This window comes from Lysinibacillus sp. NPDC093692, assembly GCF_050280125.1.
Lineage (GTDB): Bacteria > Bacillota > Bacilli > Bacillales_A > Planococcaceae > Lysinibacillus.
Window position 1 is genome coordinate 38,212 of the sequence record NZ_JBNNUW010000022.1, and the last position, 24,121, is coordinate 62,332.

A 24,121-nucleotide genomic window follows, 5' to 3' on the forward strand; every position below is an offset into this window, starting at 1 on the left:
GTTATCGCCCTCTCACAAAAACTCTTTCCTTTAATACGGATAATAATTGGTCTTTTGTCAAAATACCTTTCTCCAAGCCCATTAAATTGGCCATTTTAGCAACTGCAGGCGGTTTCAGCATACTTTCTTCTAATATCGCAGGATTATAGAAAATGTTTTCTGAATCATCATCGGCAATAATCTTTCGATTTGCCATTACAACAATTCGAGAGAAATAATCAGTGACAAATTCCATATCGTGCGTAATCGCAATAACAGTTTTTCCCTTTCCCTCTAATTCGTCTAAAAGCTTACTTAATAAATCTAATCCGACCCGATCCTGCCCAGCTGTCGGCTCATCTAAAATAATCACATCGGAATCCATTGCCAAAACGGACGCAATGGTTACAAATTTACGGACCGAATAAGGCAGATTATAAGGATTTTCGTGAGAAACATTATAAATTCCACATAATTTCATCGCCCAATCTGTTAGAAGCGATACACGTTCTGAATCAAAGCCCATATTTTTAGGACCAAACTGGACTTCTAATGCCACATTATTATGGAAAATTTGATCGTCCGGGTTTTGAAATACATAGCCAACCTTTCGAGAAACTTGAGCTGTCGTATAATCTTTTGTATGCCAATCTCCAACAGTTACCTCGCCTTCAGTTGGTTTTAAAAGACCGTTCATTAATTTAACTGCCGTTGTCTTTCCAGCCCCATTTTGTCCTATAATGGCTAAGCGTTGGCCGGCAGGAACAGTAAGTGTCAAGTTTTCTAATGCTTTTGTTCCATCGGGATAAGCGAAACTGACATTTTTCAATTGAAGTTCAGTCATAAGCACTCTCCCCTACGCTTGCCCAACTTATGCTTTCAGGTAATTCCTCGTCACGAATCGGGACATATTTTAACTTTACACCATTTTTCTTTAAATTAAGAGCGACCTCGGTTACATGAGGATATTGGATGTTAAATTCTCCAAATCTTGTATCGGCAAAAACATCTCGGGTCGGACCTTGTAAAACAATTTCTCCCTCGTGGAGGACAATTAAATTGTCTGCATATTCAGCAATTAAGTCCATTTTATGTTCTACTAAGATAATTGTTTTTCCCTTATCTTTCATAAGACGAATGATATTAAATACATGCTCCGTTCCAATTGGATCTAACTGAGATGTTGGCTCGTCAATAACAAGGATATCAGGATTCATTACGATAATTGAAGCAAGTGCAACACGTTGGCGTTGACCACCCGATAGCTCCATTGGATGTTTTTCTCGTAAATGCTCGATTTTAATAAGCTTTAATATTTCATTTACTCTCTCTATTATTGCATTTTCTTCTACACCTAAATTTTCGAGCCCATACGCTACTTCGTCAAAGACAGTATCTTTTACTCCTGATACTTGGATGAAAGGGTTTTGAAAGACATATCCAATTTTTTCTCCTAATTGACCTAATTGGTATTCTTCTATTCTTTTATTATCGATAATAACGTCCCCTTCAAGGTTGCCTTTATAAAAGTGTGGAATGAATCCACGTATGATATTACAAAGAGTCGTTTTCCCCGATCCATTGTTGCCAATAATCGCTGTGAATTTCCCCTTTTCAATTGCAAAAGATACATTTTTTATATTCCAATCATCACTAACTGGATATCGATAGGAGACATTTTTCATTTCAATGATTTTATTCATGTAAGTATCCTCCATAACACTAATCCTACTAAAATGAGAATATAGACGAATGGTAAAATTCGATCAGCTGTACTTTTTGTTAGCTTATGCAAACTAGTCTTCTTTGTTGGAGCAGAGAATGCTCTCGATTCTAAAGTAATTGCTCGTTCCTCGGTACTTGAAATAGATGATAATATAAGAGGAGTTAAGGTTGGAATGAACGCTTTAGCTCTTGTGAGCATTGACCCTTCCGTTTCTACTCCACGTGTTTTTTGCGCATCCATAATTGTGTTAGCATGGCGTCGCATTTCAGGAATAATTTGTAATGTGGATAACACAACATACCCTCCCATTGGAGGTAGGCCAGCATCCTCTAGCGATTTTACAAAGTCACGAACCTCTGTCAAACGGAAAAATAATATGAAGGCGGAACCCATCGCAAGAATACGAGAAGTAAGCGTTAATCCATAATTCAAGCCTTCCTCAGTCCATTTGAATATTCCCCATTGTCCTATCAGATGATCACCTGGATAGAAAAAGAGCTGCATGAAGAAAACGATAATTAGTAAAAATAACAAAGCCTTCACAACAGTTCCAAAAAATTCTTTCAAAACGCTTGCAGCGGCAGCGATCAGAAGTAAAATTGGAAAAACTAGAAATGAAAATTTAAACCCGGGAATTATAAGAACGGCAGCTGATACAAGTAATGCAAAGAAAAATTTAGTCAATGGATGCAGTTGCTGAATGAAATTTTTCTGCACTGTGAACCCTCCTCAGAAAAAGTAGATCTTTCCGCTCAAGCAGAACGGAAAGAATTCATGAAACTACTATCGGTCTTCACGTTTCATGTATAGAGTCCCGTAATTCATTTTTGATAAATAGCGATCAGACATTTTTCTTACAATAAAGTAAACGATTAGAACGGATACTACTTTGTCAGCAATTTCAAAAATAAAGGATGAGGCAAACACGGCACTCCAAATTTTTTGTCCTGAAGCAAGGAATGTAGCTGTAAGGAGAGATCCTGTACTCCCTGTTGCTCCTCCAAATACTAACACTGTAATCGGAGCAGAAACTATAACAGCAATGAATGTAATCACAATACCGGAAATAATCGTTTTAGGAATATTTTTAAACATCCCACCTTTAGACAAGTATCCTACTCCTAACCCAATCGCCACCGATGTAACGGCATATGGAAAATACGTAGGATTGAAAATACCATTTATAAGGTTAGTAATTAATCCAGCAAGTAATGCAACCCAAGGACCAGCAACGACTCCGATTAAAATGGTTCCAATCGTATCAAGAAAAATAGGGAGCCTTAAAACGTTAGCAATTTGAAAACCGACAATATTAACTGCTACACCAATTGGAATAAGAAGCATAGACATCATATTAAAATCATCTTTAAAATTACGTTTCATCTTGGATTCCCACCTTTTTTTATTATTGATTGATTTGACGGCCCATTTTTGCAACCGCTTCCATAAATTGATTGACAAAACCTTCACGATTGACAGAATGCAAAACTTTTACATTATGAGGTTTGCCGGAACGGTGCATGTAATCTACAACCGTCGCACCAGCAGTATGACGCCCTTCTGTTTCAACCGCTACAAAGCAATCTTTCCCTTCAAAAAGTTCCGGAGTGACAACATAGGACACAGCACAAAGATCATGCAAACGAAAACTATTTTCAAAATCTGTTTCTTGAAAATCATTATTTTTTGCATTTTGAATATAGAAGCGCAGCATTGCCCCAATCTTTTGAGATAAATCTGTACCCATTCTTTCAATTTGATTCAATTCATCCATATTGATATACGCTTTATGAGTAACATCAAGTCCGCTCATAATGATAGGAATTCCAGAACGAAAAACGATATCGGCTGCATGTGGATCAACATATACATTAAATTCTGCAAAAGGACTCATATTGCCAGATACAGCTGCACCACCCATATACGAAATATAGCTGATTTTTTCTTTTACTTCTGGATGAGCAAGCAGTAATGCTCCGATATTTGTAAGTGGGCCAGTTGCGATTAAAACGATAGGTTCCTCACTCTCAGTTAAAACAGCAATTAAAGCATTTATGGCTGTTCTATCGCTTTCAAGTAAATCCGGCTCCGGAAAAATAACTTCTCCTAACCCACACTCCCCGTGAACATCATCCGCAACCTCAAGTTCGCGGAATAAAGGATCCTTTAACCCTCTTGCTATTTCAATATTTTGTTTCATATAACTTGTAAAAGCTCTAGCATTGTAGATCGTTTTATCTTGAGTTTGATTTCCTGGTTCCGTTGTAATTAATTTTATGTCCAGATCATCTCGAGAAAAAGCTAATAATAGCGCCATTACATCGTCAATTCCCGGGTCACAATCAATAATTACTGGTATTTTTTCCATCAAATTCACTCCTATAGTTAATCTATAATTTTTACTGTTTTATGATGATAAATTACAGTAATAAATTAGGTGATGTACTACTTTCTCGTACTACTAGAGTCGGATTAAACATAATAGATTGCGTTTCATTATTCTCAAGTTTTTGTATTAAAAGCTTCACAGCCTCCCGTCCCATTAGATAAGTATCTTGACGAATAGTAGTAAGCATTGGTATTAATGCCGATACTAACGGAATGTCATCAAAACCTACGATGGATAAATCCCTTGGTATATGAATACTAAGCTCGTGAGCCATACGATAAACACCGAATGCCATCACATCATTAAAGGCGAATATAGCCGTTACTTCTTTTTTCAAAAGGAGGTCCTTGGACTTTTGGTACGCCATTTCCATCTGAAAATCCCCTTCAATAATATGCGATGGCAATAGTTCAACACCTGATTCCGCCAACGCTCTTTTGAAACCCTCTAAACGTTCATTAGTCAAAGAAATAGACTTTGGTCCAATAATGCACGCTATCTTTCTATGTCCCAGTTCTGTTAAATGTTTTCCTGCTAAATATCCACCTTTATCATTATCTAAAAAAACACTGGCATGATTTTTTTCATTTTTTCCCCTATCAACGAGAACGAAAGGAATTTTTGCACGCGATAATTGCTCTTCATCCAAAGACTCCAAAGAATCTTTTGCAGAAAAAATGATTCCATCTACCTGTTGTTCTTCTAATAGTCGCAAATATCGCTTCTCTTTATCAGAATGATCATCGGAATTACAGATGATTAAACTATATTCTCTTTCATTCGCTTCATCTTCCACCCCCCGACATAATTCCGGAAAATAAGGGTTAGAAATGTTCGGAATAATTAACCCAAATATTTTCGATCGCTTCGTAACAAGACCACGAGCAAATTGGTTAGGCTGGAAATCTACCTCCTCCATAACTTTTAGTACCTTTTCACGTGTCTTTGGAGACATTCCCTCTTCTTTTTCATTCAACACTCGAGAAACAGTAGTAATGGAAACACCTGCTTGTTTCGCAATGTCTTTAATGGTCCATCGTCTCACAATCTTCACCTACTATTACTATAAAATCACATTTTAAGAAAACGTTTTACGAAAACGTTTTCTCAACTACCATATCATGACATAGTCAAATTGTCATTATTATTTCTGAATAATCAGAAAATAACAAACACAAGCCTTGTTATGATTTTTTCCTAAACGCTCCCTACTGGAATACATGGTCTGAAATGATAAAGTTATCCAATACTATGTAGAACGAGTAACACTATCTCTATGAAATCGAAACAACTCAACAATATTTTTTGTAAATAAAGAAGTTGGGGCGAAACTTAAACAGCGCAAGAAATCAATTTTTATAATGATAATTTCTTGCGCTTTTAAAAATTTTAGTTTTCTTATGCCCTAGCCTCTTAAGTAAGTCAATTTGATATGTTAATGATAAAATGCTTCTAGCTTTCTATCATCACGCGAAACGGCTTAGCAGACGCAATCAGTCGCTACGAGCCCACATTACGATAATTAGTCAGCTTAAATCCTTCCAATAATCAGCAGAATTTGTTCTGCGATGAAATTTATAAAAAGGTTCATTCGGACGAGCATGTTCCTTATAAAGTTCAATGATTTGCTTTAAAAAGCCTTCAATAAGCTCTACTCCTACCTTTTTCGCAAAGAGTGTCCCGGCTGTTGCATTCGCTCCCATCGGTACTGCTCCTAAATAGACATCAAAGCTATCCTTTTGATAAACAAGCCCAATATCATCATATACCGCATTATAACAGGCAGAGGCACAGCCATTAACGTTTACACGTAACCTTGTAGGGACAGTGATTCCTTCTAATGAATGATATAGCTTTTCTGTAATTGGTGCTGCCTCCATCTTGTCACCATCACAAAAATCACACGCTTTCATCGCTACAATTGGCCCTTGCTTTGCCACGTAAAGGCCAGCATCTTCTAGCTCCTCAATCTTCTTTTCAACTTCTACTGTTGAGATAGATAATAATATGCTATAAGAGGCAGAGTATTTTATGGCACCAGTTTCCCCTATAACCTTTGCCATTGTTTGGAATTGTGCAGGGGTATAATGTTTATTAATAATGCCTGGGCTTACGGCAAGGCGAGTAAAATCCCCATTATTGTTTAACTTTTCGAAGGTTTTGTCCGGTATATTCGAACGGAATGCATTCATAAATACTTCTCCTTATGAAAAAGGAGCTAGCCAATTGCTAGCCCCCAATTTATTGGATAGCTTAAAAGTTCTCAGGATAGAAGCCTTTCGCCAAAATTTGAATGGCTTCTGCAGCACGTACTCCTTCAGACGCGGCAGAAAGTGGTAGGATCACAAAGCGTTCGTTTTTGACCGCTTCCATTTCCTTCAAGGCTGGATCATTTTTCAAAAAATTTATTTTTGCTTTCGCTGATGTTTCTCCGTAATCTATGACAACTACGACTGCTGGATTACGTTCTACCGCATCTTCTTTGGACACCGTAGTCCAGCCTGATTCTACATCACCAAAAATATTTTTACCGCCGGCCATCGTAACAAGTTCATTCATAATGTTTTGTCCTGCAGTGAAGACTTCTTTATCACCACTATCAAACACTAGAACAGGCAGGTCTTCTCCATCTTGCGGTAATTTTGCACGGATATCCTCTACATCCTTTGTCATTTTTTCTATTAGTGCTTCTCCATGATCTTCAACACGGAAAATTTTTGCGATATTTCGAATATCTGCGAAAATATCGTCTAAAGTTGGTTTCGTCATGATTGAGGCTGTATGTAAATAAGTGTGAATGCCTAATGTTTCAAGCTCTTCTTGTGTACCAACACCTTTCTCTCCAAAGGCGCTTTTCCAACCACCAAATAAAAAATCTGCTTCTGCATCAATAACCTGCTCTTTTGTAGGATACTGTTTTGCTAACACAGGCACTTTATCGTAGGCCACTTGTAGGGGCTCATAAATTTTGTCATCTAAGTACGCCGTCCCTACCATTGAATCTTCTAGCTCTAAAGCCAACATAATTTCTGTCACGTGCTGATTTAAGCTAATCGCTTTTTTGGGGGCTTCCTTATATACTTGCGTCGTTCCATTATTTTCTATCGTTATGTCTGACTTTTCAGCTTGTGAAGGCTCTACCTTCTCAGCTTGTGTAGCAGATTCTTGTTTGTCCTTTTCACTACATGCACCCAATATAGCTACCAATGCGATCGCAAAGACTAGCCATAAGCTTTTCCATTTCTTCATGTCCTCTTCTCCTTTGATGTTAAATATATAGTAAGAAATCGTTTAGACTCCTTTGCTACCTGGTAGCGATTCTAGAAAAGGGCATAAAAAAACCCCCTTGTTTCCAAGAGGTTAGCATAGCAAAAGAAAGGTTTTTCAACCTGTTCACTATCCCCATCCTCGTGGATTCAGTAATAAATAAATAAATAAATATTGGCAGGTATCCTGGCTTAGGTTCATCATCTATACGCCTTCCCATAGCGTGGCTACAGTGGCATCTTGTATAGACTCCCCATTTACAGTTGCGGGACAGCATCGGATTTGCACCGATTTCCCTTTTAAGCAAATAACAAAGGTCATTTACACCAATACGTCGTTTTTATTTTGTTGAATATATTGATTGACAGTAGATTCACAATCATACATATATTAACACTATTGCGACATAAACACTATATGAAATATTTTTTATACCAATTCTGTTACAATGTTGTTAAATGAATGAATAGAAACGAGGATCTTTTTATGCATGTAACAATTGGAGTACTTGCTCACGTGGATGCCGGTAAAACAACATTTTCTGAGCAGTTACTATTTCATACAAACAGTATTCAAGCCCGTGGACGAGTGGATCACCAGGACACATTTCTAGATAATCATGAGCTGGAGCGTCAGCGAGGCATTACAATTTTTGCGGAGCAAGGCCGCATGACGCTTGGAAATGATACATATACGTTAATCGATACACCTGGGCACGTCGATTTCTCTCCAGAGATGGAGCGTGCCATTCGGGTTATGGATTATGCCATCATTATTGTTAGTGCTGTCGAAGGAATACAAGGTCATACTGAAACAGTGTGGCAACTTTTACGCCAATATCACGTTCCAACCTTCTTTTTTATTAACAAAATTGATCGTGAAGGAGCAAATGTTGAAGCCGTAATGGCTGCGCTTCAAAAGGATTGCTCTGCAGATGTTCTATTCGTAGACGAACCGCTCTGTTCCGACTATGTTTCAAACGACATAATGGAGTGGCTTGCCGAACGTGATGAACATCTTCTCGATGCTTTTCTCAATGAAACATTAGATAGCTCTAGCTGCCTTATTCATTTATCTCAGATGATTAAACAGGAAAAGGCCTTTTTGTGCTTTTCTGGCTCTGCCTTAAAAGATAGTGGAATAAAGGAATTCCTAACACAGTTCCCCCTCCTAACAGAGACACAATTTAATAACAATGCTCCGTTTCAAGGTGAGGTGTTTAAAATTCGTCATGATGGACATCAACGCTTAACTTTTATCAAAGCTTTGCAAGGAACGTTACATGTCCGTGATGAACTTTCATTTGGAGACGTGACTGAAAAAGTGACCGAGATTCGACTATACAATGGCAGCCGGTATGAAACTTCTCAAGAGGTAGAGGCTGGGGAGATTTTCGCAGTAAAAGGGATTAGTCAAGCAAACATCGGCGATATCATTGGTTGTTCGAGTAATTCTCAGCCCTTTGAGTTAGTACCAACTTTACAGGCAAAAGTACATTATGAAGGCGCTCAGCATATAAAGGACGTGTTAAAAACTTTCCGTATTCTTGAAGCAGAAGAACCTTCATTACGTGTACTATGGCATGAAAAATTTCAAGAAATTCATGTACATATTATGGGTGTCATCCAACTCGAGGTTCTTATCGAAGTGCTTCATGATCGATTCTCGCTAGATATTTCATTTAGCGAACCACAGATTTTATATATGGAAACGATCGCCACAACGGTGACAGGTTACGGCCATTTCGAGCCCTTAAAGCATTACGCAGAAGTCCATTTATTGATGGAGCCAAATACTCGCGGCACCGGCAATACATTTATCAATGCATGCCATGCCGATGATTTATCAATTGGACATCAACGACTCATTGAAAAACATTTATTCGAGCGCGATCACCATGGTCTCTTAACCGGTTTTCCAGTTACAGATATTCGCTTCACACTCTTAACAGGACGCGCACATAATAAACATACTGAAGGTGGCGATTTCCGTGAAGCAACATTCCGTGCATTACGACAAGGGCTCGAACAAGCAGAAAATGTATTACTAGAACCGTACTACCGCTTTAAACTTAAAGCTCCTAGTGATTTCATCGGCCGCATGATGACCGACATTCAGCAAGTTGCCGGTACATTTGACACACCAATAATAACTGAACATGATGCGATTGTAACCGGCCGAGCCCCTGTCTCAACATTTATGAGCTACAGTACAACCTTTGCCGCCTACACCAATGGGAAGGGCGTACTTTCCCTACAATTTGATGGCTACGATATGTGTCACAATACAGAAGACATTATTGCACAAATCAACTACGATAAAAACGCCGATCCCGACTATACATCCTCTAGTATTTTTTGTGCAAAAGGCAAAGGCTACTCCGTTCCTTGGCATGAGGCACAAGCAGCGATGCATTGTATTGACTAAATTCATAAAAACAGGACATGATTTGTTAGAACAATGTCCTGTTTTCTTATGTTTCGCGGAGAGTTACTATGCTTTTGTGGGTTATCTTGCTTCGCGCGGGTATTTGTCTTCCTTCCGCGGGTATTCTTGCTTCGCGCGGGTATTTGACCTGCTTCCGCGGGTATTCGCCTTCCTTCCGCGGGTATTTGACCTGCTTCCGCGGGTATTCGCCTTCCTTCCGCGGGTATTCTTGCCTCGCGCGAGAATTTGCCTTCCTTCCGCGGGTATCTATCCTATACTGACAACTCCATTCTACTACCTTGCCAGGCATATACCTTTCTCCTGAGTGCATTGAGATCCATCCCGCACATTTTTAATTTTTAAGCTTGTATCGTTTTCTGCCTCTTTTTATAAATAGGATATGAAGATTCCACGACAACATAGCTATGGGAATGTGAGAAATCCATTAAAACTTTGCCAGGGCGACTTTTCAAAAGTTGTAAATTATCAATCAGTTCAAGCAATAGTTCATGACCTTTTCCACGTGGGTGCCAGTTTAAACGATTATCATTTAGTTCCTTCACAGCATTTAGAAATTGATGATACTCTCGCTCTACAAAATTGATCAGTTGTTTATTTTTATGAACTACTCGTGATAAATCCTCTAAATATACTTCATAAAAGCGCATCACTATCGAGCACAATAAATCATTGACCCGAGCGGCACTTAGTATTGCCTTTGGGGCTTGGGAAAGTCGCTCTAAATTTGGTTTTGCACGAGTCGAATCGATACGTGTAATTAATTGATAATGTTCACCATTCACATCGTACACAATTGGATTTGTCGGCATATACATCATAAAATCATTTGTTTTTGTTTTAAGCTGATCCGTAATATTCGCTTTTGCAAAAAGGTGGCCATTAAAATTTTCATTTTGAATCCAAATAATATCTTTGTTATATAAAATTTGATCAAACAATCGTTCATTACTAATAAGATTGCTAGCTATTAATTGATCGACAAGGGATTCTACAACCATTCTTGTTGTAACTTTCTTGGCAACTTCAGTGCGTGGCTGCTTACAAATCTTCATTTCTACATATTGCGATTCCTGTGCTGTACTTACATGAATATTCGTCATCATTGCATCCTCTTTTCGTACATATTTTTCAAAACGGAAGTCTTCTTTTACATAAAAAAAGGATTTCCTACAACTAGAGGAAATCCTTCATTCTATCTTTTTCATTCATCACATAATGTCAAATTATACCCAACCATAAAAGAATTGCCTTGAAAGCGATTACCTTCTTTTATTTTGGGTGTTTGACGTACGGTGACGAACAGAGCATTCTGTTTTGTCAACATGCCACCTCCTATTCCTCGTAGGGTTATGGTGTGTACTCATAATAGGCAGGTATCCTGACTCATGATCATCGCTACTTTTCCCCTTCCCATCGTTAAACAGTGGTCTTGAAAAGTCGCTCACATTTACAGTTGCGGGACAGTGTCGGATTTGCACCGACTTCCCTTTTAAGTAAATTGCACGCAATTTACACCTATTATTTATAAATATTAAATTGTAATTTAACACACTAATTCATGTAGAGTAGATATTCCTTTTGTATTTCTGGTTTAAATTGTAATATGTATTCTAGTATTTGTCAAAAGTCAAAAAAGGGCTATCCCAAATTAGTGAGATAACCCTATTAATTATTCTAATTTTCCTAAACCTGACCGCTATAATGTAAGGGTGAGGTTATTTTTTTGTAAGGTAAAAATTAATGTGGTTGTGAATCTGCGTACCTGTTTTGGGTACGGCTATTGCATTCTACCAATGATAGAACAAAATGCGGAACTCCCTTCCTCAATAAGTCGTTTACATGCATACCCACATTGAACTTGTGAAGTGTAATGTCCCGACTGAATACGGTAACCATCCTTATCATTACCGAACACCTCACCATTATGTTTAATTTTGTTATTGATTGTATTTGAACCATTACCTAGTTCATTTTTACAATAAGATAAATATAATCGTAGTGTATTCGTAGAGACCTCTTCTATATCTTGAACGTTATTCTCCCTCAACCATTCTAGCCATCCTTTAAAGAAACTTCTGTAATTTGTGAGAGTGTGTTTACTAACATTCATCAATTCTCTTTCATCCATAAAATCTTGTACAGCAAATTTAACTAATGTCATAGCGATTCCTCCTAATGTGGAATCTACTACTACATATTCCTATAAGTGATTCAAACCGTTGGTATATCTGACTTACACAATCAGTAACTTAGGTGATTCCTCGTAGGATTATGGTGTGTACTCATAATAGGCAGGTATCCTGACTCATGATCATCGCTACTTTTCCCCTTCCCATCGTTAAACAGTGGTATATGAAAAGTCGCTCACATTTACAGTTGCGGGACAGTGTCGGATTTGCACCGACTTCCCTTTTAAGTAAATTGCACGCAATTTACACCTATTACTCCACGCTATTCAGTTGTGAGTTATTTAAAATACTCCACATTCCTTATAGATTATTAAAATCAATTGTAAAGGCATGTGGATTAAAAGTTAATTAATGTTAGTTTTAAAGTAACTTTTCACTTTTATGAAAATTTTTACAAATAAAAAAAGAGGGAAGATTCCCCCTCCCTCCAAAACTTTACTAAGGGTCGCTATCCTCCGGGTGATCCTTTTAAATTTTCCTCTTTCAATTTCATACTCAACCTCTCAAGGCATAATAAAAAGCACCTCAATTGAGATGCATCACTAATAATAATAATTCTTATTAAAACTTCATACTACATTCATTTACTTTGGTTTTTATTAAACAACTCATGTTTAAATTTCTAACTACAAACAGCTGCATCAATATACTGTGTATCTATGGCAAAATAAACCCACTGATATCCATCATAATAATACCCCCCTACAGAGTTAGCTCCTAAATTAGTTGGAAAATACCAAAATTCACTTCCATCGGTCATCCAAACATACGTATATTTATAAAGGCAATTTGACATAACGCCCGAATCTATTTGGTAATTAAATCCTTGAGGCTTTTGAGGCGTATATTGAGGTGGTGGTGATGTTGGATATCCACTTCCTGGTACTGGATAGACTCCTCCTCCTGGTACTGGTACTGGTATTACTATCGGTATTACTCTTGGGAACCTTCCTGGGAATCTTCCTGGGAATCTTCCTGGCGTTCCTCCTGGGAATCTTCCTGGCATTCCTCCTGGGAATCTTCCTGGCATTCCTCCTGGCATTCCTCCTGGGAATCTTCCTGGCATTCCTCCTGGCATTCCTCCTGGGAATCTTCCTGGCATTCCTCCTGGCATTCCTCCTGGCATTCCTCCTGGCGTTCCTCCTGGCATTCCTCCTGGCATTCTACTTGGCATCATCGGAAATCACCTTCACCAGGTACTTGAGCAAAAGCATTTTGAGTATCTGCAGTCCAATTTGGGTAATAACCAAAATTCACTTCATCATTCTCCTTTATGATTTAATATGCAAATGAAATCAAATACTTTTTAATCAACAATCATTCTCATTATATTAGTCATAATATGTGAAGCACGGGCTTTAATCTCGTATAAGTAAGACAAATATCACAATTCCTTTTAACAACTGTACATATAATAAATTATAGAGAGGAGGTGATACTATGTCTGAATATTACGGAAGTGGAACTGGTTCAGCATTTGCGCTAATCGTAGTTCTATTCATTCTTTTGATTATTGTCGGTGCTACTTTCATGATGAAAGGTTATTAATACTAATTACCACCTATAATGCTCATAACTGTTGTAAGGGAATACTTTTTTAAACCTTACACCTTCAAAACTTTACTAAGGATCGCTATCCTCCGGGTGATCCTTTTAAATTTCATACTCAACCTCCTGAGGTATAATAAAAAGCCACACCTCGTTGATGTGACCTTTATGAATGAAGTCTATTCTATTTCCTTTTTCACTTCTTCAACTTTAGTTTCTTCTTTTTATGCTTCTTTTTTCTTAATGCTTTCTTCTCTCAATATCTTATCATTTCTTTTTCTCTGATTAATAATTGCCTGTTGTTGTCCAGTTAAATGACTTGTTCCATAATCAAATTTCATATCAATACCACCTTTCACATTAATCATAGCGTTAATAGGAAATGATTGTTATTAATATTATTCTGCTATATGTACCACTTATTCGTCTTCATTCCTTGTACGGCTAATGCTCCAGCAATAACTAGATCATCGTGATTCTTTTCAGTATTACCTCGCTTATTACCTAATCGTCCATTTGTCTCTACAAACATTTGCATCTGCTGTAATGTATGGTTACATTCAATATTGATTAAACCTTTTTCAAACGACTCTTTAAAATCACTTATCATGATTGCTTTTGTTTTATCTGTAGTCATGTAACCTAGTTGTAACTTTTTCTTACCACGTTCATCAAAAATCTTTTGCTTATACATATTTTCATATCCACATTCTTTGCGTAACCTTTCGATTACAGATAAGCCGTAACTATTTTTCTCGACAACTAAAAAAGCGTAGTTATACCAACGTCCAAGAACGTCAATTAACTCCGCAAATTCATAAACTGCAATCTTATTTGATTCAAACGTTAATACTTGCTGCCCACCTTCATCAAATCCAACAATAGTAGATGAATCGGCATTTCCCCACTCCCTGATGCAGTATCCACACCAAAGTAATATTTTTTGCCCACTTGTGGCGAATCAAACAATACAATACCCTTACTAGCCCATTGTCGAATGCTCTCAGGTAGCTTCTCACGTACCTCATTCTTAGGAATTGGCTCTTTTGTATAGGATAATCTGTTTAATACTTTAGTTTGATTAAACACTGCATTACCTGTCGAAATTACTCTCTTCTAAACATTACGACATCACCTAGACTTGTGATAGTAACGGTGTTTAATCCGAAAGGCGAAGACTATTCAATCGACTCTGGATTTACCAGGAACTGCTTAAAAACGTTATGACGATCCTATTAGCCTCTACGGTTTTTTTGAGTAATATTCATGCGTCCTGGTGCGAGCGTAAAACCCGATTAGTAATAAAAACCGCAACTCTTTTTAAGAGCACGGTATTAATCGATACACGATTCTGCTAATTCAACCAAATTGGATAACACATTATCCGGATATTTTTCATCTAGTCTTTTAAGACATTCTGCATATTCCTTACTCTGAAATTTAAAGGCCAAATCATCGAAAACCGATGATAACCAACCAATTTCTTCTTCTGTGCAATCGTCTAAAAAACGTATAGTATCGTTCACGTCATTAAATTCTAAAATCAATTGATCCCAATAAATCGTAATGGAAGGATCATTTATATGCAACTTTTTCATTTTTTCAATAATACTTGTTACGTTTTGTCCATTAATCACCTTTATCACCCTCCTTTATGTTAAATATAAACTAATCAAAACATTTTTTACATATAAAAAGGCACAACGTTTGATTAAAAAAACGTCATGCCTTGCGTAAATATTGCGTTATATTCAATTTACTCTGTTTCATGCCCTTGTTGTACTGCTCGTTTAACGTTTGCGTATAAAACACGAGAACTTAACGAACCAATTGCACTCGCGACTTGTAATGCGATTGATACGTCCTGTTGTTGAATTGTACCTTCTTGCCTTATGTATACCTAGGTGAAAAAATATCTATTATTGCACCTATTATTCCAGGCACAAGAGGTACTATTCAAAAAAAGACCGTAAATAAATTAAAGTGTAATGTGTCATAGAAAGCAAACCACTCAATGAAAATTGGTGATTCTGCAATTCTTCCGAATAGAGTGCCATCAATGTCTTTCAAATTAGGTATCCACCCTGTTACTTCAAATGATATAAATAATATCTGTGACAATAAGAATGAACCAATAAGGGCTACCCATGATTTTTTCCAAAATGGAATTGTATTTTTTTGTTCATTTACCAAGTTTATTCCCCTCTAATTGTTATACTTAAAACAGTTTCGTATTTGCCCAGAGAATCTTAATACAACTCCGGCGGTTTTCGTAATTTACTTGCTTGTTCATATGAAAATGCGAGTTTTATTAAAATATCCTCACTAAATGCAGTGCCTGCGAAAGTTATGCCAAATGGTCTGCCATTTTTCATATAGCCTGCAGGGACGGCAATAGACGGATATCCGGCTTTCGCGCTAATTGTCGAGCCTATATATGATGGAAACATTATCGCATCTAAATTATATTTTTTTAATGTATAATCGATTCCTTGTTCTTGAGAAAAATACAAGTCCTCTAGTTTTGCATTTAGATAGTCAGGATCTCTTAACGTGTTCGGTAAATTATCTCTCATTTCCAATTTGTCCTGCCCATATTTCAACGTTTTTTCTTGTGAACATTTATTAAATTGGATTAAATCAGAGAGAGAATGTACTGGCATGTGCGAAGGTAAATTTACAAGGAAATTATTTAAACTATGCTTTAGTTCATGTTGCGGTACTCCCCATTTCCAGTCTCTATGAAAAGAAGGAATATCGATGTCTTCTATAATAACGGCTCCTTGCTCCCTTAAAACATGAATTACGTTATTAAAAAGGGTTTCATCATATTCCTCTGACTCATAATAAGTTGTGGAGGCATTCGTATAAACCCCGATTCTAGCACCCTTTAATCCTGTACCATCTAAAAAGATTGAGTAGTCTTGATGAATCCTTCTTTCACTTTTATATGTAGATACGTCGTCTTTATCTACTCCTGTTAATACGCCCAATAAAATAGCTGCATCTGTAACCGTTCTTGCCATTGGCCCTGCTGTGTCTTGACTGTATGTAAAAGGGATAAGACCTCTACGGCTAATTAACCCAACAGTCGGTTTTATACCAACTACTGAATTTTGAATAGCGGGACTTAAAATCGAGGCGTCCGTTTCAGTTCCAATTGATAAAACAGCAAAATTCGATGCCACTGCTACTGCCGACCCCGAACTGGATCCTCCTACAAAAAGTTCTGGATCACCATAAGGATTAAGTGTTTGTCCACCTCGAGAACTATACCCTGCCCACATTGTACTCGACATACCGTTTGCTAATTCAGTCATGTTTGCTTTCCCTAAAATAACAGCCCCCGCTTCACGGAGTTTTTTCACTAGAAATGCATCCTGCTCAGCTACATAGTTTTCTAATGCTGTTACGCCTGCACTAGTATGCATAAAATCTTTCGTTTCGATATTGTCTTTTAAAACAACCGGAATTCCGTGTAGAGGCCCTCTAGCCCCTTTTGCTTGTCTTTCTTCATCTAATGCCTCAGCAATAAAAATCGCTTCAGGATTAATTTCAAGCATGGAATTAATCCTCTGTCCATCTTGATCATACTTAGCAATCCTGTGTAAATAATACATAGTTAATTCTTTTGATGTGATCTCACCATGTTCCATAGCTATCTGAATATCAATTACTGACAATTCTTCTCTCAGAAAGCTTTTAAACTTTATCTCCATTCAAGTTCCCCACCCTTCATTTCTAAATTATACCAAATAAATCAAATTATCCTCAAAATATTATTCCTACTTTAGTATTTTAAACATAATGCTCTCATTTGTTCGTATTTAACAACGAGCTAGTCCATTCGTTTCCTATTATCCAATTAACTACCAAATAATTATTTACTGTGCTACACTCTGAATACAGATACAATTTCCAGTTATTTTATAAAAGGACGGGATGGGAATCATAGAAGATGCTTAAATGTATTTGGGGTGCTTTAATGTGTATATATGGTGTGTCTTTATATATCAAATATTTTCAAAAACTAAGTGAAGGATGGAATATTACTCTTCATTTTTTATCAGGAAGTCTATGTATTATAGGAATTTCATTAATTATTCAGGCAAGAAGAACGCTTAAGTAATCTGGACCTATTAAGCAACATTTGTAATGTTATCGTTTCACACATGCCTGTATAACAAGATTAGCTATCATCTTATTCTTTTAGAAATAAAAAGCAGGCTTAAGAGGTGAACGAAATGAATATTATTAATTTTGATTTAGGAACTCTAATACTTTTTCTAATGGTATTACTTTTAATTATTAGTATTTTTGGATTTGTCATTAGAAAGTTGCTAGGTGTCGAGAGAAAGAAATGGTTTTCTTATGATTACGTTAACGAAAGACATAAAAAACTAGATTTATCAGTACGAATAATTTATTTGAGTCTAGTATTTATTAGTTCGTATTATAAATTTAACAATGATAATGTTAGAATTACTTGGTATTTTGAGTTATGGTTCATCATAATTGTCTTTTTAGTAACCTCTGAAATGTTACGAGCATTTATGGAATGGAAATACGCGGAAAATAAAAAAGATGCTGTTGCTACTATTGCAGAAATGATGTTTATGATTAGCATAGTATTTTTGACGATAAAGACTGATTTTTTTGGCTTATTTAATAGTTAATTCGGAAGAAATTGAAAACAAACAAGGCTATTTCGCAGATAATCTATCCCTGCAAAATAGCCTTTTTTCTTTAGTTACTAAATCTCTGTGTAAGCTTTTGTAAATCTTCTGCTTGTACACATAGGTCTTGTGACACTACTGTGTTGATTGCTTGCATTGAGGCACTTTGTTCATCAACGGAGTGTAAAATGACTTCTGTGGAATTGGTTAAACTTTCCATTCCATTTGCGATTGTCGAAACTAATTTTGTAACTTCATTCGCACTACTTGAAAGCTCTTCAGCTGTTGCGGAAATATCCTCTAGCTGATTCGTCATTTTGCTAACATGCTGAGAGATCGTGCCAAATGACTTTGTAGCCTCATCAATGACATAGACGCCCTGCTGAACGTTTTTTAAGTCTTCTTCGACAGAGGTTGCTACTTGTTTTGTATCGCTTTCAATGCCAACTACTAGATCGACAATTTGAATAGCCGAATGCTTAGATTGCTCCGCTAGTTTTCGAACTTCCTCTGCTACTACTGCAAAGCCTTTACCATGCTCTCCTGCGCGCGCCGCTTCTATCGCTGCATTTAATGCAAGTAAATTCGTTTGATCTGTAATAGCCGTAATCATGTCTGTCATAGATTTTATATCTGTCATTTTGCCTGATAATTGCTGCATTAAGTTACTTGTTTTTTCAGTAGAATCTGAAATGAATTCCATTTGATTTTTAGCTACATGTAAAATTTCCGCACCATTGCCTGCAATATCGTTTGCTTCTTTCGCATGATCAAATACATCTTGTGTAGCCACGGTAATACGCTCAATGCCATCAGCTGTTTCTTGCATAGCTATAGCGCTTTCATTTGCAGAATGTGCTGCTTTTTTAAGGCCCTCAGTCGTATTCTCCATTTGTGAGTCTACTTCGTTTATCGCATCTGCAATTTCATTTGTACTTGCTGATAGCTCCTCTATGCTCGCTGATAAATCGGTAGAACTACTAGCAATTTTTTGTGTCATCATATGTAATTGTTCTTTCATCTCAATAAATGCTTTACCTAAAGCTGCAACCTCATCTTTGGATTTTATCTCGATAGGAGAAGTGGTCAAATTTCCTTCAGCTATAGCTTGAGCGGATACTGCTAATTGTTTAATTGGATTAATAATTTTGTATTTCACATAGAAAATACACGATATTGTCATAGTAAATCCTATTACTGTTAATAAAGTGGACATCCACTCTAATGACTTTAAATTTGCTAAGTCAATAATTAAAATAAGACCCATGATAACATTTAAAAATGAAAAGCCAATTATACTTTTTTGTCGTAAACTCATACTAAATTCCCCTAACTATAATAGTATTCCTTAGTATTCCCATAATCAATTATAGTTTAAAATCCCTAAAATTCCTAGAAAAAAACACCAACTTTTGTAAGAAAAAAGAATTATAAAACAGGAAGTTTTTTCGTATTGTTCAAAACTATTGTGTCGAAGTTGTGATATAAAAGTTCGACTCTTCGTCAAGGGAGATTTCCGTAAAGACTGGGCGTTCTCTAGAGGAGGTGTTGGTTGGGTTTTGAACAACTAAAAAAGCACTTTGCTCTAGACAAAGTGCTTTCAACATAAATTATTTTAATTTCATAATACTTGAACCCGCAATACCTGGATGAGTCATCTCATATGGATCTAGAATTAAATCTAATTGTTCTTTCGTTAGTACACCCTCTTCAAGGCAAAGCTCACGAATTGAACGACCAGATAGAATTGCTTCGCGTGCAAGGCGTGCAGCTACTTCATAGCCAATATGTGGGTTCACTGCTGTTAGTACGCCAACACTTTTTTCCACATATTCTTTCATGCGGTCTTCGTTTGCTTCAATATCCTTCAAGCAATTTTGTGTAAATGCTCGGAACACGTTATTCATAATACTAATAGATTGAATTAAGTTAAAGACAAGTACAGGCTCCATTACGTTTAATTCTAATTGTCCTGCTTCAGATGCTAAAGAAATCGTATGGTCATTACCAATTACTTGGAATGCTACTTGGTTAAGTACCTCTGGCATAACAGGATTTACTTTACCTGGCATAATAGAAGATCCAGGTTGACGCGCTGGTAAAATGATTTCCCCTAATCCAGCACGTGGACCAGAAGCCATTAAACGAAGGTCATTAGCAATTTTCGACATATTAATCATACAGATTTTTAATGCGCCTGATACTTCTGTATAAGCATCCGTATTTTGTGTTGCATCTACTAAATGTGTAGCGCCTTTAAGCGGTAATCCTGAAATTTCAGCAAGATGAAGATCAACTGCTTGAATATAGTCAGGGAATGCATTTAAGCCTGTTCCAACAGCTGTTGCTCCCATATTTACATCATATAGATTTGGGCGAGTTTGGCGAATACGCGCAATATCACGAGTGATCACACGGCAATACGCTTCAAATTCTTGCCCTAATCGAATCGGTACAGCGTCTTGTAAATGCGTACGACCCATTTTAATTACATGCGCAAATTGCTCCGCTTTTTGGTGGAACACTGCTTGCATGTTTTCCATTGTAAGAAGTAGTTCATCTATCAAATTCAACACAGCAATATGAATAGCTGTTGGGAAAGCATCATTTGTTGATTGAGACATATTTACATGGCTGTTAGGGCTAATTGTATGGTAGTCCCCTTTTTCTTTGCCTAAAATCTCTAAAGCACGGTTAGCAATAACTTCGTTGGCATTCATATTAATCGATGTGCCAGCACCACCTTGGATTGGGTCTACGATAAATTCAGCATCCCACTCACCATCAATAACTTCTTGTGAAGCTTCGACAATTGCATCTCCGATTTCTTTTGAAAGTAGGTGTACCTCCATATTACTCAAAGCAGCTGCTTTTTTAACAATACCCATTGCTTTAATAAGTGCAGAATGAATTGTATACCCTGTAATCGGGAAATTTTCAGTTGCACGAAGCGTTTGGATTCCGTAATAAGCATTGCTTGGTAAGGCGCGTTCACCTAAAAAGTCTTTTTCTATACGTTGTGTGGACATAATTGTCGTCTCCTTTTATGTAATCCTCACACTTGATAGTAGCTAATAACTGACGTATTGTAAACAGTCATTTGTCTGTAAAATGAAAAATACTCATTTTTAGCTTTTCGTTATTGTGTCCAGAGGCTTTATTTTCATTCATTTCACCACCTTTAGCCGCTTCGCTTTCGAAAAAAAATAAAACCGAGCGCAATTTTTACGCTCGGTTTATCATTATTTATTAGAAGTCACTGTAAAACGACTGTTTACATGCTTTGGATTTTCAATTTCATCCAACACTGCAACGGCATAATCTGCATAGCTAACATAACTTTCGCCAGAAGCATTCACTAATAAATGATCTTCTCCAGCAGTATAGCTACCTGTACGTGGACCTTCTGGATCAAAGAAAGCTGATGGACTTAAAAATGTCCAAGTAATAGTAGATTGTTGTAGGTCGTGTAGATTTTCACCTTGATTTTTAGCTGTTGCGTAAAACATTTCTGGAAAATCAGGTGTATCCATTACGAGTACATTTTTCTCTGGGTCTACAAACAGACTACCCGCTCCACCGACAACAAATAATTTTGTATTAATACCCTTGAATATATCTATTAAATGACGACCAGCTTTCACATGTAATTCTTCCTGACCAGCAAGTGCACCAAACGCATTTACGACTACGTCAAAGCCTTTCACATCTTCTTGAGTTAATGCAAAAACTTCCTTTTCAATTACTGAAATATTTGCTGTTACTTTTGAAGCTGAACGTACTATTGCAGTTACATCATGATCACGTTGCAGTGCCTCCTCCACAATCTTTTTTCCTGCTTTCCCTGTTGCACCAATTACTGCGATTTTCATCATTCTAATTCCTCCTATTTTTCAATTGTAACTAATTTAGTTACAGGTTAGATACAAAAGATCGACTTCGTTTATTTACGAAGTTGATCTAACACATCCTGTAAAGTCTGTGCTTGAAGTTGTTCTTCCATTGCATGCCAAACAGATGTATAAACACCTTCCAATGTCCGTTGGATTTTTTGACCAACTGAACATGCTGGATTTGGCTCATCATGAATCGCAAATAGCTGCTCTGGCCCATCAATCGCATGGTAAATAGCTAAAAGCGTTAAATCTTTTGGCTCTACTAAAAGATCATAGCCTGGAATACCTGTTTGCGAGGTAAGCAAACCCGCTTTTTTTAGCACACCAATCATACGTCGCACAACAACTGGATTTGTATTCACACTTCCAGCAATGTACTCAGACGTCAGCTGATTTTTATCAGATGTTGTAGCAATAAGCGAAAGAATATGGATCGCTACCGAAAACCGACTGTTCACCATATGTATCACCACCTGTTGTAACTATTATAGTTACAGGTTTGAATAAAAGCAAACAAATTGCTTTATTTGTACCTGCATTTATTTTTTTCATATTACGGAGTATTATACTTTCTTAACGTAAATGACTAATTCTTGTCGTATTTCTCCATCTTCCTCATAAAAATCTAAGTTATGAAATTCATACTTAAAATGGCCAACCGGAAACGTCACACTTTCCCCCTGTGCCGCAGCTAATGTACCTGCCACATCATGTGACACCATATGCAAAAGCTCTGTACCTAAAACTGAATCTACAAATACCACGTTCATAAAAAAACACCTCCTCAGCTATTATAGCTTAGAAGGCGCTTACAATTACAGTCTTTCTTCATAACGTTTCAAGCGAATTTCCTCAATGACTTCCATCATTATTTGAATTTGCTCCAATGTTAATTTTGTAGAGATGTGTGGTAGCTCAGATTCCACTGTTGCTTGAGGAGTATTCGTCAGCACCTTTGTCCTTAAACGCTGCTCACGCTCTCTTCCATCTATTTGAAAAATCAATGATCTCCTCACACCATCACCTCTAGATTTTTATTTTAACTTCCATATTAAAACTTATATCGGAAAAAACTTGAAATATTTAAATATCCTTTATATTTTTTAGAAAGTTTTGTTCTTTTATATGTATTAAAGGGTTTCTCTCTTTTGGTGTTTTATTCGTCGGTTTAGCGGTTTTAGTCACGATTTTGATGGTTCTTTCCATCGCTGGGGTGATTCTTTCCGTCGCTTTGATGGTTCTATCCATCATTTTGGCTTTCATCCTTCACTTTGCCGTTTCTTTCCGTCGCTCAGACTTCTTTCCGTCGCTTTGGCTCTTCTATCCATCATTTTGGACATTCTATCCACGATTTTGCATGTTCTATCCATCATTTTGGCCACTCTATCCACGATTTTGATGGTTCTATCCATCATTTTGGCTTTCATCCTTCACTTTGCCGTTTCTTCCGTCGCTTTGACTGTCCTTTCCGTCACTCCAGCTCTTCATTCCGTCACTCTGACTTCTTTCCGTCACTTTGGCTCTTCCTTCCGTCGCTCTGACTTCTTTCCGTCGCTCTGACTTCTTTCCGTCGCTTCGGCTCTTTCATCCGTCGCTCTGCCTGTTCTTTCCACCGCTTCTGCTCTTCCTTCCGTCGCTCTGACTTCTTTCCGTCACTTCGGCTCTTCCTTCCGTCTCTCTGCCTGTCCTTTCCGTCACTTCGGTTCTTCCTTCCGTCACTTTGGCTCTTCTTTCCGTCGCTTTGGCTCTTCTTTCCGTCGCTCTGACTGTTTCTTCCGTCACTTTGTCTCTTCCTTCCGTCGCTCTGACTTCTTTCCGTCGCTCTGCCTGTTCTTTCCGCCGCTTCTGCTCTTCCTTCCGTCGCTCTGCCTGTCCTTTCCGTCACTTCTGCTCTTCCTTCCGTCGCTTTGACTCTTCTATCCATCATTTTGGCCTCTCTATCCACGATTTAGCCGGTTCTATCCATTCTTTCCGTCGCTCCGATCTATCTATCTCCCACTTCA

General features: G+C 37.3%; 27 protein-coding genes and 3 riboswitches. Of the genes, 3 read left to right on the forward strand and 24 right to left on the reverse strand.

Annotation, left to right across the window (positions count from 1 at the left end; all coding sequences use genetic code 11):
- Position 1: 1 nt before the first annotated feature.
- The 8 genes from ACQKN4_RS19790 to ACQKN4_RS19825 all read right to left on the reverse strand — a co-directional run bounded on the left by ACQKN4_RS19790 (position 2) and on the right by ACQKN4_RS19825 (position 7,343).
- Complete coding sequence (locus ACQKN4_RS19790) at positions 2 to 823, reverse strand: energy-coupling factor ABC transporter ATP-binding protein (protein ID WP_427484599.1); 822 nt, start codon at positions 821 to 823, stop codon at positions 2 to 4.
- Positions 816 to 1,682 (reverse strand): energy-coupling factor ABC transporter ATP-binding protein, encoded by an 867-nt coding sequence (locus ACQKN4_RS19795; protein ID WP_427484600.1) that lies wholly within the window; start codon positions 1,680 to 1,682, stop codon positions 816 to 818. The genes ACQKN4_RS19790 and ACQKN4_RS19795 overlap by 8 nt, the downstream gene beginning before the upstream one ends.
- A complete protein-coding gene (locus ACQKN4_RS19800) occupies positions 1,679 to 2,422 on the reverse strand; it encodes an energy-coupling factor transporter transmembrane component T (protein ID WP_427484601.1) in 744 nt (247 codons plus the stop codon). The genes ACQKN4_RS19795 and ACQKN4_RS19800 overlap by 4 nt, the downstream gene beginning before the upstream one ends.
- A gap of 66 nt (positions 2,423 to 2,488) precedes the next feature.
- A complete protein-coding gene (locus tag ACQKN4_RS19805; protein WP_427484602.1) occupies positions 2,489 to 3,088 on the reverse strand; it encodes an ECF transporter S component in 600 nt (199 codons plus the stop codon).
- Positions 3,089 to 3,110: 22 nt separating this feature from the next.
- Positions 3,111 to 4,073, reverse strand: coding sequence for a nucleoside hydrolase (locus ACQKN4_RS19810; RefSeq protein ID WP_427484603.1), 963 nt, complete (start codon positions 4,071 to 4,073; stop codon positions 3,111 to 3,113).
- A gap of 52 nt (positions 4,074 to 4,125) precedes the next feature.
- Positions 4,126 to 5,139 carry a LacI family DNA-binding transcriptional regulator gene (locus ACQKN4_RS19815; RefSeq protein ID WP_427484604.1) on the reverse strand — a complete coding sequence of 338 codons (1,014 nt, stop codon included), beginning with the start codon at positions 5,137 to 5,139 and terminating at the stop codon, positions 4,126 to 4,128.
- A gap of 481 nt (positions 5,140 to 5,620) precedes the next feature.
- Positions 5,621 to 6,286 carry a precorrin-3B methylase gene (locus ACQKN4_RS19820; RefSeq protein ID WP_079561100.1) on the reverse strand — a complete coding sequence of 222 codons (666 nt, stop codon included), beginning with the start codon at positions 6,284 to 6,286 and terminating at the stop codon, positions 5,621 to 5,623.
- A 61-nt stretch (positions 6,287 to 6,347) separates the two neighbouring features.
- Positions 6,348 to 7,343, reverse strand: a complete 996-nt coding sequence (locus tag ACQKN4_RS19825; RefSeq protein ID WP_427484605.1) for an ABC transporter substrate-binding protein — start codon at positions 7,341 to 7,343, stop codon at positions 6,348 to 6,350.
- A 177-nt stretch (positions 7,344 to 7,520) separates the two neighbouring features.
- A riboswitch (cobalamin riboswitch) is annotated at positions 7,521 to 7,707 on the reverse strand.
- Between the two features lie 140 nt (positions 7,708 to 7,847).
- Here ACQKN4_RS19825 and ACQKN4_RS19830 point away from each other — a divergent pair.
- Entirely contained in the window at positions 7,848 to 9,788 is a 1,941-nt protein-coding gene (locus ACQKN4_RS19830; RefSeq protein WP_079561098.1) for an elongation factor G, read from the forward strand.
- 359 nt (positions 9,789 to 10,147) lie between these two features.
- Here the strand turns inward: ACQKN4_RS19830 and ACQKN4_RS19835 are convergent, their stop codons facing one another.
- The 3 genes from ACQKN4_RS19835 to ACQKN4_RS19845 all read right to left on the reverse strand — a co-directional run bounded on the left by ACQKN4_RS19835 (position 10,148) and on the right by ACQKN4_RS19845 (position 13,175).
- Entirely contained in the window at positions 10,148 to 10,912 is a 765-nt protein-coding gene (locus tag ACQKN4_RS19835; RefSeq protein WP_427484606.1) for a hypothetical protein, read from the reverse strand.
- Between the two features lie 248 nt (positions 10,913 to 11,160).
- A riboswitch (cobalamin riboswitch) is annotated at positions 11,161 to 11,343 on the reverse strand.
- A 243-nt stretch (positions 11,344 to 11,586) separates the two neighbouring features.
- Positions 11,587 to 11,970: a site-specific integrase gene (locus ACQKN4_RS19840; protein ID WP_427484607.1), complete on the reverse strand. Its 384-nt coding sequence runs from the start codon at positions 11,968 to 11,970 to the stop codon at positions 11,587 to 11,589.
- 112 nt (positions 11,971 to 12,082) lie between these two features.
- Positions 12,083 to 12,266, reverse strand: a riboswitch (cobalamin riboswitch).
- 354 nt (positions 12,267 to 12,620) lie between these two features.
- The gene (locus tag ACQKN4_RS19845; RefSeq protein ID WP_427484608.1) at positions 12,621 to 13,175 is read right to left on the reverse strand and encodes a hypothetical protein; all 555 of its coding nucleotides are present in this window, start codon (positions 13,173 to 13,175) and stop codon (positions 12,621 to 12,623) included.
- Positions 13,176 to 13,438: 263 nt separating this feature from the next.
- Here ACQKN4_RS19845 and ACQKN4_RS19850 point away from each other — a divergent pair, with 263 nt between their 5' ends.
- On the forward strand, positions 13,439 to 13,546 hold the full coding sequence (locus ACQKN4_RS19850) for a YjcZ family sporulation protein (RefSeq protein ID WP_079561094.1): 108 nt from the start codon (positions 13,439 to 13,441) through the stop codon (positions 13,544 to 13,546).
- A gap of 406 nt (positions 13,547 to 13,952) precedes the next feature.
- On the opposite strand, the gene ACQKN4_RS19855 is transcribed toward ACQKN4_RS19850, so the two are convergent.
- The 5 genes from ACQKN4_RS19855 to ACQKN4_RS19875 form a co-directional block, all read right to left on the reverse strand.
- Complete coding sequence (locus ACQKN4_RS19855; RefSeq protein ID WP_427484625.1) at positions 13,953 to 14,486, reverse strand: hypothetical protein; 534 nt, start codon at positions 14,484 to 14,486, stop codon at positions 13,953 to 13,955.
- Positions 14,393 to 14,635 (reverse strand): hypothetical protein, encoded by a 243-nt coding sequence (locus tag ACQKN4_RS19860; RefSeq protein WP_079561092.1) that lies wholly within the window; start codon positions 14,633 to 14,635, stop codon positions 14,393 to 14,395. Before ACQKN4_RS19860 ends, ACQKN4_RS19855 begins: the two co-directional genes overlap by 94 nt.
- Positions 14,636 to 14,880: 245 nt before the next feature.
- Complete coding sequence (locus ACQKN4_RS19865; protein WP_139376958.1) at positions 14,881 to 15,192, reverse strand: hypothetical protein; 312 nt, start codon at positions 15,190 to 15,192, stop codon at positions 14,881 to 14,883.
- A 310-nt stretch (positions 15,193 to 15,502) separates the two neighbouring features.
- Positions 15,503 to 15,739 (reverse strand): YfzA family protein, encoded by a 237-nt coding sequence (locus ACQKN4_RS19870; RefSeq protein WP_079561090.1) that lies wholly within the window; start codon positions 15,737 to 15,739, stop codon positions 15,503 to 15,505.
- A 56-nt stretch (positions 15,740 to 15,795) separates the two neighbouring features.
- Entirely contained in the window at positions 15,796 to 17,265 is a 1,470-nt protein-coding gene (locus ACQKN4_RS19875) for an amidase family protein (protein ID WP_079561089.1), read from the reverse strand.
- 525 nt (positions 17,266 to 17,790) lie between these two features.
- On the opposite strand from ACQKN4_RS19875, the gene ACQKN4_RS19880 reads away from it, so the two are divergent.
- A complete protein-coding gene (locus ACQKN4_RS19880; protein WP_427484609.1) occupies positions 17,791 to 18,222 on the forward strand; it encodes a DUF4181 domain-containing protein in 432 nt (143 codons plus the stop codon).
- A 70-nt stretch (positions 18,223 to 18,292) separates the two neighbouring features.
- Here ACQKN4_RS19880 and ACQKN4_RS19885 read toward each other — a convergent pair whose 3' ends face one another.
- The 8 genes from ACQKN4_RS19885 to ACQKN4_RS19920 all read right to left on the reverse strand — a co-directional run bounded on the left by ACQKN4_RS19885 (position 18,293) and on the right by ACQKN4_RS19920 (position 24,045).
- Positions 18,293 to 19,540 (reverse strand): methyl-accepting chemotaxis protein, encoded by a 1,248-nt coding sequence (locus ACQKN4_RS19885; protein WP_427484610.1) that lies wholly within the window; start codon positions 19,538 to 19,540, stop codon positions 18,293 to 18,295.
- A gap of 292 nt (positions 19,541 to 19,832) precedes the next feature.
- On the reverse strand, positions 19,833 to 21,251 hold the full coding sequence (gene aspA / locus ACQKN4_RS19890) for an aspartate ammonia-lyase (protein WP_079561085.1): 1,419 nt from the start codon (positions 21,249 to 21,251) through the stop codon (positions 19,833 to 19,835).
- A gap of 213 nt (positions 21,252 to 21,464) precedes the next feature.
- Positions 21,465 to 22,094, reverse strand: a complete 630-nt coding sequence (locus ACQKN4_RS19895) for an NAD(P)-dependent oxidoreductase (protein WP_427484626.1) — start codon at positions 22,092 to 22,094, stop codon at positions 21,465 to 21,467.
- 71 nt (positions 22,095 to 22,165) lie between these two features.
- On the reverse strand, positions 22,166 to 22,579 hold the full coding sequence (locus tag ACQKN4_RS19900; protein ID WP_079561084.1) for an Rrf2 family transcriptional regulator: 414 nt from the start codon (positions 22,577 to 22,579) through the stop codon (positions 22,166 to 22,168).
- A gap of 102 nt (positions 22,580 to 22,681) precedes the next feature.
- Positions 22,682 to 22,888 carry a thymidylate synthase gene (locus ACQKN4_RS19905; RefSeq protein ID WP_197143701.1) on the reverse strand — a complete coding sequence of 69 codons (207 nt, stop codon included), beginning with the start codon at positions 22,886 to 22,888 and terminating at the stop codon, positions 22,682 to 22,684.
- Positions 22,889 to 22,933: 45 nt separating this feature from the next.
- Entirely contained in the window at positions 22,934 to 23,122 is a 189-nt protein-coding gene (locus ACQKN4_RS19910; RefSeq protein ID WP_079561081.1) for a hypothetical protein, read from the reverse strand.
- Between the two features lie 79 nt (positions 23,123 to 23,201).
- Positions 23,202 to 23,381 carry a hypothetical protein gene (locus ACQKN4_RS19915; RefSeq protein ID WP_427484611.1) on the reverse strand — a complete coding sequence of 60 codons (180 nt, stop codon included), beginning with the start codon at positions 23,379 to 23,381 and terminating at the stop codon, positions 23,202 to 23,204.
- A 229-nt stretch (positions 23,382 to 23,610) separates the two neighbouring features.
- Positions 23,611 to 24,045 (reverse strand): hypothetical protein, encoded by a 435-nt coding sequence (locus ACQKN4_RS19920; RefSeq protein WP_427484612.1) that lies wholly within the window; start codon positions 24,043 to 24,045, stop codon positions 23,611 to 23,613.
- Positions 24,046 to 24,121 lie beyond the last annotated feature (76 nt).

Bases quoted from the DNA above. Each gene is read 5' to 3' on its own strand.
- ACQKN4_RS19790 (WP_427484599.1), bottom strand. From the start codon at position 823: ATGACTGAACTTCAATTGAAAAATGTCAGTTTCGCTTATCCCGATGGA.
- ACQKN4_RS19795 (WP_427484600.1), bottom strand. From the start codon at position 1,682: ATGAATAAAATCATTGAAATGAAAAATGTCTCCTATCGATATCCAGTT.
- ACQKN4_RS19805 (WP_427484602.1), bottom strand. From the start codon at position 3,088: ATGAAACGTAATTTTAAAGATGATTTTAATATGATGTCTATGCTTCTT.
- ACQKN4_RS19810 (WP_427484603.1), bottom strand. From the start codon at position 4,073: ATGGAAAAAATACCAGTAATTATTGATTGTGACCCGGGAATTGACGAT.
- ACQKN4_RS19820 (WP_079561100.1), bottom strand. From the start codon at position 6,286: ATGAATGCATTCCGTTCGAATATACCGGACAAAACCTTCGAAAAGTTA.
- ACQKN4_RS19825 (WP_427484605.1), bottom strand. From the start codon at position 7,343: ATGAAGAAATGGAAAAGCTTATGGCTAGTCTTTGCGATCGCATTGGTA.
- ACQKN4_RS19830 (WP_079561098.1), top strand. From the start codon at position 7,848: ATGCATGTAACAATTGGAGTACTTGCTCACGTGGATGCCGGTAAAACA.
- ACQKN4_RS19835 (WP_427484606.1), bottom strand. From the start codon at position 10,912: ATGATGACGAATATTCATGTAAGTACAGCACAGGAATCGCAATATGTA.
- ACQKN4_RS19840 (WP_427484607.1), bottom strand. From the start codon at position 11,970: ATGACATTAGTTAAATTTGCTGTACAAGATTTTATGGATGAAAGAGAA.
- ACQKN4_RS19845 (WP_427484608.1), bottom strand. From the start codon at position 13,175: ATGATGCCAAGTAGAATGCCAGGAGGAATGCCAGGAGGAACGCCAGGA.
- ACQKN4_RS19850 (WP_079561094.1), top strand. From the start codon at position 13,439: ATGTCTGAATATTACGGAAGTGGAACTGGTTCAGCATTTGCGCTAATC.
- ACQKN4_RS19875 (WP_079561089.1), bottom strand. From the start codon at position 17,265: ATGGAGATAAAGTTTAAAAGCTTTCTGAGAGAAGAATTGTCAGTAATT.
- ACQKN4_RS19880 (WP_427484609.1), top strand. From the start codon at position 17,791: ATGAATATTATTAATTTTGATTTAGGAACTCTAATACTTTTTCTAATG.
- ACQKN4_RS19885 (WP_427484610.1), bottom strand. From the start codon at position 19,540: ATGAGTTTACGACAAAAAAGTATAATTGGCTTTTCATTTTTAAATGTT.
- aspA (WP_079561085.1), bottom strand. From the start codon at position 21,251: ATGTCCACACAACGTATAGAAAAAGACTTTTTAGGTGAACGCGCCTTA.
- ACQKN4_RS19895 (WP_427484626.1), bottom strand. From the start codon at position 22,094: ATGAAAATCGCAGTAATTGGTGCAACAGGGAAAGCAGGAAAAAAGATT.
- ACQKN4_RS19900 (WP_079561084.1), bottom strand. From the start codon at position 22,579: ATGGTGAACAGTCGGTTTTCGGTAGCGATCCATATTCTTTCGCTTATT.
- ACQKN4_RS19905 (WP_197143701.1), bottom strand. From the start codon at position 22,888: ATGAACGTGGTATTTGTAGATTCAGTTTTAGGTACAGAGCTTTTGCAT.
- ACQKN4_RS19915 (WP_427484611.1), bottom strand. From the start codon at position 23,381: ATGAAAGCCAAAATGATGGATAGAACCATCAAAGCGACGGAAAGAATC.
- ACQKN4_RS19920 (WP_427484612.1), bottom strand. From the start codon at position 24,045: ATGATGGATAGAAGAGTCAAAGCGACGGAAGGAAGAGCAGAAGTGACG.